The following is a 7,578-nucleotide window of genomic DNA, read 5'->3' as shown; positions in this document are numbered from 1 at the left end:
GCAAGTACGGCGGCACCGTGCTGAAGACCTCGCTGACGAAGGAAGGCGAGGAGCAGCTGCAGGAGGCGCTGCACGGCGGGAAGGTCCCGCAAAGCTGACCAGGCGGCAGGTGACGGACCGCCGGCGGTCCCCGGTCGCGGTCTTCCTGCCCGCGGCCGGGACCGCCGGCAGGCGCGCGGCAAACGCGGCAAACGCGGCAAAGCCGCCGACCGCACGTTCGCGGGCCACGACAGATGCCTGACATCCCTGAGCCGCTGCTGACGGCGAAGTTGTCACCGCCGGAACTGCAGGGCTGGCTCGTGCCGCGCCAGAGGATCGACAGGTGCATCGACAAGGGCGTGCAGCAGGGGACGGTCACCGTGGTCTCCGGCCCGCCCGGAGCGGGCAAGACCACGGCCCTCGCCCAGTGGCTGGCGGCCGGCCCGTGGCCCGGTCCGGTCGCCCGGCTCACGCTAGACGACTACGACAACACCCCCGGCCGCTTCTGGCGCAACCTCGGGGCCGCGCTGGCCAGGGCAGGAATCCGCCCGCCCGCCGCCGGATCCGCAGGCGGCCGGGCCGCTGCTGATCGCGTCGGCGCTGGCCGCGCGGCGGCCGCCCGCCGTCCTTGTCCTTGACGACCTGCACCTGCTCCACGCGCCTGAGCTTGGAGCCGGACTCGGCTACCTGCTGCGGCATGCCAAGCCAGGGCTGCGCGTCGTGGCCGGCACCCGCGCCGAGCAGCCGCTGCCCCTGCATCGGTACCTGCTGACCGGGGATCTCACCGAGATCCGCGCCGGCCAGCTCGCCTTCACCGGCCCCGAGACCCGGCTGCTGCTCGAGCGGCACGACGTCGCGGCATACCGGGAGGCGCTGATGCCGCTGGTGACGAGGATGGAAGGCTGGGTGACCGGGCTGCGCCTGGTCGCGATCGCGCTGCGCGGCGATCCCGCCGCGGGGACCGCCGGCCCCGGCGACGTCGACCAGCTGATAGCCGGCTACCTGACCAGCGAGGCATACGACAGCCAGCCCAGGGCAACGCGGGACGTCCTGCTGCGCACCAGCGTGCCCGAGCAGGTCACGCCCGACCTGGCGCGGGTGCTGGCGGACCGAGGCGCCGGCCGCGGCATGGCGTCCCTGCCGGAGCTCGTGCGCGCCAACGTGTTCCTCCAGCCGGCCGGCGGTGGCTGGTACCGGTACCATCCGCTGTTTCGCGCCGTGCTGCAGGCGAGGCTGAAGGAGGAGGACCCCGGCCTGCTCGCCCGCCTGCTGCGGCGCACCGCCGAATGGCACCGCCAGCGCGGGCAGCTGGCCGACGCCGTGCGATACACCGCAAGCGCGGGCGACGGCCGGCTCGCCGCGCGGATCGTCGTCGACGAACTCGCGGTGAGCCGCCTGCTTGACCCCGATCGCGGCCAGGCCCTGATCCAGGGCCTGGCCGATCTTCCCGCGCCTGCGGGGCGCGTCCAGTGCAGGGACTGCGTGACCGCCGCCGCCCTGGCCGCCGCGCGTCATGATCGCCGCTCGGCCGCCAGCTGGCTCGGCCGCGCGGACGACATCCTGCGGCGGCTGCCCACGGACGCCGAGATCACGTCGCGGCTGGCCGCCGCGCTCGTCAGGTTCGGCCTGGCCCGCTGCGACGGAGACCTGCCCGGGCTCGCCGCGGCCGCGGCTGAGCAGGGCCGGGTGCTGACCCGGCTGCCCGCCGATGTGCTGTCCAGCCATCAGGAGCTCGCGCTGCGCCCGCGCTCGAGCGAGGGCGAGGCGGCGCTGTGGGCCGGCCGGTTCGACGACGCTGAACAGGCTCTCGCGCAGGCCCTGGACCTGCCGTGCCCGCAGTCGGCCGCCGCGGTGCGGGCAGGCTGCCTCGGCCGGCTCGCCCTGGCGCAGGCGCTGTGCGGCCGGCTCATGCGGGCAGGCGAGCTCGCCGGGAAGGCGGCGCAGGCTGACCCGGGGACCGCGTGCTGCGACGCGGACACCGGAGCACCGGTGAGCGTGCCCGCCGGCATCGCGCTCGCCCTGGTCCACCTGGAGCGCCATGAACTGGCCCAGGTGCGGGCGGAGCTGCGCCGGGTAGACCTCGGCCTGCGCGCGTGCGAGGACCGGGCGGCCGGCGCGGTGGCAAGCCTGGCCGCAGCCTGGCTGCACCTGGCCGAAGGCCGCGTGGCGGACGCCGTCGCCATGCTCGGCTGCGCGCGGGACGGCTGGTCGCCCGCCGCGCGCCGGCAGCTTGGACACGTTCCCGCGCTCACCCCGGCCGAGCCCGCACGCGCGCCTGACCGCGCCGTTCTCGACCCCCTGCTCGTCGAGGCCAGGATCGGCTACGCCACCGGCGACGCCGTGGCGGGGCGTGCCTCGCTCGCGCGGGCGCTGCGCATCGCCCGCGCGGAGGACGTCCGGCTGCCGTTCGAGCTCGAGCACACCTGGCTGTTCCCCGTGCTGCGGGCCGACGCCGCACTCGCGCGCGGTTACCGCGCCTTGTCTCAGCCAGGCCCGGCACCACCGGGCGGCGCGCTGGGCTCGATCTCCGCCGCCATGGCCGGGCCCGCCGTGGCCGGGCCCGCCATGGTCGAGCCGCTGACCGAGCGGGAACAGGAGGTCCTGCGGCGCGTGGCGCAGTTGCTGAGCACCGCCGAGATAGCCGAAGAGCTCTACATTTCCGTCAACACCGTGAAAACACATCTCAAGAGCGTGCACCGCAAGCTCGCGGTCACCCACCGCAGGAAGGCCGTGCGCCGTGCCAGGCAGCTCAGGCTGCTCTAGCTGGCGGCCCAGAGCGTGACCTTCTGCTTGACTCGCGCCGCGCGCCGGAACAATCCGGCGCGGATGCGCTCTACCCGCGGCATGGCCTCGAACACGCTGAGCTTGGCGAACATCGAGTACAGCCCCGCCAGGCGCGGATCGCTGCTTGTGATGCCTTGTTCGATCTCGCGAAGCTTGCGGCGTTCGCTGAGGGGCAGGCTCATCGTGGCCTCCAGTCTCGTCCGGGTCGCTGACATTCTCGGCGCGCAGGTGGCACCGGACATCACCCGCCGCGGGTACCTGCCGGGCACCGGACTCTGCCCGCGGGCAGCCAGCAGACCACCCCGCGGGGGTGACGTGCGGGCGCCGGCCGGCCGACCAGCCTTGACGTGAGACCGCCGATAGTGCCCGCCCCTCATCGACGGAATCGACGGAATCGGCGGAAAGGAGCCAACCGATGACAAGTCCACTCAGGGCGCAGGTCGATGACGTGACCAGAGACGCGCTCATGGGGCTCTCGGCGGGCGACATCGACTTGCTGGCCGAGGGCCTGGAATACCGCGAGCAGTGGCGGCACACGAGCGGCCTGGACGCGCGCACGTTCTCGCTCGTCAAGATAGCCGCCCTGGTGGCGCTCGACGCGCCCCCCGCGTCCTACCAGTGGCAGGTGGAAAACGCCGTGGCCGCGGGCGTCTCGCCCAAGGACATCCTGGGCGTGCTCTTCGCGATCGCGCCGCAGGTCGGCGGTCCCAAGGTGATGGCCGCGGCGCCCGAGATCATGCTCGCGCTCGGCCTGCCGCTGCCCGGCCAGTCGCCGGACGTGGACGCAGGAGGCTGACCGGCCGGGACCGTAAAGCAAGAGCCGCGGGGAACCCCGCCCGCTCGCCGTCTCGCCTGGCTTCATCCGCAAGGGGTGAGGTTAGGCGGCGCATGCGCGTGCGAATGTGACAGTTGTGGCGGAGGAGTTCGACATCATCATCGTCGGGAGTGGTGCAGGGGGCGGGACTCTGGCGCACACGCTGGCCCCTACGGGGAAGCGGATCTTGATCATAGAACGCGGCGGGTTCGCGCCGATGGCCCGGCAGGGCAGCGCGCAGACCGCGGAGACGTGGTACGACGCGCACGGCCGCCCGTTCTCGCCTGCCGTCCACTACTACGTGGGCGGCGCCACCAAGGTGTACGGCGCGGCGTTGTGCAGGCTCCGCCCGATGGACTTCGCCAGCATCGGTCACATCGACGGCGCGTCCCCGGCGTGGCCGTTCGGCTATGCCGAGTTCGAGCCCTGGTACGACAAGGCGGAGTGGCTGTACCAGGTGCACGGCAAGCACGGGGAGGACCCCACCGAGGGTTCCTGGTCGCTGGAGTACCTGTGGCCTCCGGTCACCCACGACCCGATCGTTCAGCAGCTCGCCGACGAGCTGACCCTGGCCGGCTATCAGCCCTTCCACACGCCGACAGGCGTGCTGCCCGGCGAGCCGGACCCGCCGGGGACGGGGGCGCGGGCGCGGCAAGCCGGTCCCGGCCGGTGCGCCCGCTGCGGCACGAGCGATGGTTCCCCGTGCGTGCGGCACGCCAGGGCGGACGCGGACGTCATCGCGGTGCGACCGCTGCTCGACCTCCCGAACGTCACCCTGCTTGTCGGCGCCGAGGTCACCCGGCTGGAGACCGACTCCCGTGGCCGGTCGGTCACCGGTGTCGTGGCCACCCGCGCCGGCGCGCGCGAGGTGTACCGCGGCGACATCGTGGTGCTCGCCGCGGGCGCAGTCAACTCCGCGAGGATCCTGCTCGGGTCCGCGTGCGAGGCCCACCCGGGCGGGCTGGGCAACGGATCGGGGCAGGTTGGCCGCAACCTCATGTGCCACAACCACACTGACGTGACGTGCGTTGTCAAGGGGCCTCATTGCGCCGGATTCCAGGAGACCCTCGGCCTGAACGACTTCTATCTCGGCGGCCGTCAGGCGAGGTGGCCGCTCGGCAGCATCCAGCTGCTCGCCGGCCGCGCCGTCGGTTTCCGGCTGACCACCGAGGACCTGCCCAGGCCGGCCAACCGGGTCACCGTCGATGGCCAGGGCCGGGTGCGCCTGGCGCACGTCGCCACTGGCGACGGGGCGGCCCGGCTGCTCTACCGGAGCCTGCGCACGATGCTGAGCGGAACGAAGATGATCGCGCAGGCGGCCCCGAGCGGACCGGCCAGGGGCGGCCCCCCCGCCGCGGATTACGCGGGCACCTGCCGGGCGGGCGCCGACCCGGCCACGTCCGTCCTTGACCCGAGCTGCCGGGCGCACGAACTGGACAACCTGTACGTCGTCGACGCCAGCTTCTTTCCGAGCATCGGCGCGGTGAGCCCGGCGCTGACGATCATGGCGAACGCCATCCGGGTCGGCGAGCACCTGGCGGCACGGCTGTGCTGCGCGCCGGCGGCCGGCGCGCTGACGGCACGCGACAGGCCCAGTGAGCTGACGTCGGTGGGTCTTTCGGTCAGGCAGGCCCGTGATCTAGCGCTTCCCGCCAGCGGTTGGTGATCGGCAGCCTGCGGTCGCGGCCGAAGTTCTTCTGGCTGATCTTGGGCCCAGGCGGGTACTGGCGCCGTTTGTACTCGGCGGTGTCGACAAGCCGGATGACCCGTTCGACCAGCGCCGGGTCGTGGCCGGCCGCGATCAGCTCGGCCGAGCCCATGTCCTTTTCCACGTAGTCGTCGAGCAGCGCGTCGAGCACCTCGTACGGCGGCAGGGAGTCGGTGTCCAGCTGCCCGGGAGCCAGCTCGGCGGACGGCGGCTTGGCGATCGAGCTGGGCGGGATCGGGGGAGTCGCCCCGTTCCGTTCGGCATGATCATTGCGCCATCTCGACAGCTCCCACACCAGCGTCTTGGGCACGTCCTTGATCGGGCCGAACCCGCCGGCCGAGTCGCCATACAGCGTCGAGTAGCCGGTCGCGAGCTCGCTCTTGTTGCCGGTGGTGAGCACGAGGTGCCCGCCGGCGTTGGACAGCGCCATGTTGATCACGCCGCGCACCCGGGACTGCAGGTTCTCGGCGGGCAGCCCCAAGACGGGGAAGCCGTCGAGCTCGGCGGTGAACGCGTCCACGATCGGCTGGATCGGCACGGTCCGCGCGTGCAGCCCCTGGCGCTTGACCAGGTCCTCGGCGTCGGTGATCGAGTGGCCTGAGGAGTAGCGGCTCGGCATCAGCACCACGTGCACGTTCTGCGGCCCGATCGCGTCGGCGGCGATCGTCGCGGTCAGCGCCGAGTCGATGCCGCCCGACAGCGCGAGGATCACCGACCGGAAGCCGTTCTTCCGCGCGTAGTCCCTGACCCCGGTCACCAGCGCCGCGTACACCTGCGCCGGGTCGGAAAGCCGGGGCCAGAACGGCCCGCCGGCCGGCTCGGCGCCCTCCTCCCGCACGCCCGTCGATGCCGGCCCGGCCGCACCGTCGTCCATCGCGGGCATCACGACGGTCGGCTGCGCGACCGCGGGCAGCGTCACCCGCTCGATCGTGATCACGCTCCCGTCGCCCGCGTCCACCGCCGTCTGCGCCGGGACGCCCCCCGCCGCGGGCAGCTCCAGGTCGGCGACGATCAGCACCTCCTCGAACTGCGGGCCGCGCGCGAGCAGCTCGCCGGCGGCGGACACCAGGATCGAGTCACCGTCGAAGACCAGCTCGTCCTGCCCGCCGATCAGGTTGCAGTAGGCGAGCGCCGCCCCCGCCTCGCGCGCCCGCCGCACGCACAGCTCCAGCCGCACGTCATCCTTGCCGCGCTCGTACGGCGAGGCGTTCGGCACCACGAGCAGGCCCGCCCCGGCCCGCCGGCACACCGCCACCGGCCCGCCGTCCTGCCACAGGTCCTCGCAGATCGCGACCGCGACGTCGACCGCCGCCCCGCCGGAGCCCGCGGCAGGAAGCCGGAACACAGGCAGCGTGTTGCCCGGCACGAAGTAGCGGTACTCGTCGAACACGCCGTAGTTCGGCAGGTGATGCTTGGCGCTGGTGATCACGACCCGCCCGCCGTACAGCACGGCCGCCGCGTCAAGCGGCGCGCCGGCCGGCAGCCCGGTGCGCGGCGCCAGGTCGGTCCGCCGGTCCAGGTACCCCACGACGACCGCGACCCCGCCCAGCCCCTCCACGCCCAGCCGCTCGGCCACATCGTGCACGGCGGCGACGGACGCCTCGACGAACGAGGCCCGCAGCGCCAGGTCCTCCACGGGGTACCCGGTGAGCGCCATCTCGGGAAAGAGCACGACCCGGGCCCCGCGCCGCGCGCCGCGCCTCGTCCACTCGACGATCAGCTCGGCGTTCCCCGTCAGGTCACCGACGGTGGCGTTCACCTGGGCAAGGGCGATCCGCAGTTGAGGCACGCATAAAGCTTAGGCCGCCCGCCGCTGTCCCTCCGTTCCCGGCATTGTCCCCTTCATCCCGAACGATCCGTGGCGCCTGCCCCGCCGCCCCGCCTCCTGGCGAATTCGCGCCGACCTTGACGAAAAGGGAACAACTGGCACACTAGCGGCAAGATCACCGCAAGATCGCCTTCCCGGCGGTCGCATCTGAGTAGGGGTTCCGATGAAGCTACGCACGACCATCGCCATAACGGCAGCAGCCGCCCTCGCCGGTGCCGGGGCATTCCTGCTCCCCGCCGCCGCCAGTGCGAGCACCGCATCGCACACCCTGAAGTTCACCTCGGTGACGAAGGCCACCGACGATTTCAGCCTGACGACGGGCGCCCTGCAGGACACCGACGTGAACAGCAAGGGCACGACCGTCGGCTACGACATGCTCTACTACGCGTACGTCTCGGGGCTGACCGCCCCGGTCAACCTCGTGTTTGACACCGCAGGCGGCTTCATCTACGGCACCGGCCAGGT

General features: G+C 72.8%; 7 protein-coding genes. 5 read left to right on the top strand and 2 right to left on the bottom strand.

Features of this window, described 5'->3' with window-relative positions; genetic code table 11:
- Positions 1-233: 233 nt before the first annotated feature.
- The gene (locus Q1N79_RS00460) at positions 234-617 is read left to right on the top strand and encodes a hypothetical protein (RefSeq protein WP_300602695.1); all 384 of its coding nucleotides are present in this window, start codon (positions 234-236) and stop codon (positions 615-617) included.
- A gap of 82 nt (positions 618-699) precedes the next feature.
- A complete protein-coding gene (locus Q1N79_RS00455; RefSeq protein WP_300602693.1) occupies positions 700-2,742 on the top strand; it encodes a LuxR C-terminal-related transcriptional regulator in 2,043 nt (680 codons plus the stop codon).
- Here the strand turns inward: Q1N79_RS00455 and Q1N79_RS00450 are convergent.
- Positions 2,739-2,945 carry a hypothetical protein gene (locus tag Q1N79_RS00450; RefSeq protein WP_300602690.1) on the bottom strand — a complete coding sequence of 69 codons (207 nt, stop codon included), beginning with the start codon at positions 2,943-2,945 and terminating at the stop codon, positions 2,739-2,741. The genes Q1N79_RS00455 and Q1N79_RS00450 overlap by 4 nt on opposite strands.
- Positions 2,946-3,178: 233 nt before the next feature.
- Between Q1N79_RS00450 and Q1N79_RS00445 the strand changes: the two genes are divergently transcribed.
- Complete coding sequence (locus tag Q1N79_RS00445; RefSeq protein ID WP_300602688.1) at positions 3,179-3,559, top strand: carboxymuconolactone decarboxylase family protein; 381 nt, start codon at positions 3,179-3,181, stop codon at positions 3,557-3,559.
- A 106-nt stretch (positions 3,560-3,665) separates the two neighbouring features.
- Complete coding sequence (locus Q1N79_RS00440) at positions 3,666-5,243, top strand: GMC family oxidoreductase (protein WP_300602685.1); 1,578 nt, start codon at positions 3,666-3,668, stop codon at positions 5,241-5,243.
- On the opposite strand, the gene Q1N79_RS00435 is transcribed toward Q1N79_RS00440, so the two are convergent.
- On the bottom strand, positions 5,200-7,074 hold the full coding sequence (locus Q1N79_RS00435) for an NAD+ synthase (protein WP_300602683.1): 1,875 nt from the start codon (positions 7,072-7,074) through the stop codon (positions 5,200-5,202). The two genes, Q1N79_RS00440 and Q1N79_RS00435, sit on opposite strands and share 44 nt — an antisense overlap.
- A 202-nt stretch (positions 7,075-7,276) precedes the next feature.
- Here Q1N79_RS00435 and Q1N79_RS00430 point away from each other — a divergent pair.
- Positions 7,277-7,578, top strand: a 302-nt coding sequence (locus Q1N79_RS00430; protein WP_300602681.1) for a hypothetical protein, incomplete at its 3' end; no start/stop codon positions are given.

The organism is Trebonia sp. (genome assembly GCF_030042015.1).
Lineage (GTDB): Bacteria > Actinomycetota > Actinomycetes > Streptosporangiales > Streptosporangiaceae > Trebonia.
The sequence above is the reverse complement of the archived record's forward strand: the minus strand, read 5'-3'. Positions and strand labels throughout refer to the sequence as shown.

Bases quoted from the DNA above. Each gene is read 5' to 3' on its own strand.
- Q1N79_RS00460 (WP_300602695.1), top strand. From the start codon at position 234: ATGCCTGACATCCCTGAGCCGCTGCTGACGGCGAAGTTGTCACCGCCG.
- Q1N79_RS00445 (WP_300602688.1), top strand. From the start codon at position 3,179: ATGACAAGTCCACTCAGGGCGCAGGTCGATGACGTGACCAGAGACGCG.
- Q1N79_RS00450 (WP_300602690.1), bottom strand. From the start codon at position 2,945: ATGAGCCTGCCCCTCAGCGAACGCCGCAAGCTTCGCGAGATCGAACAA.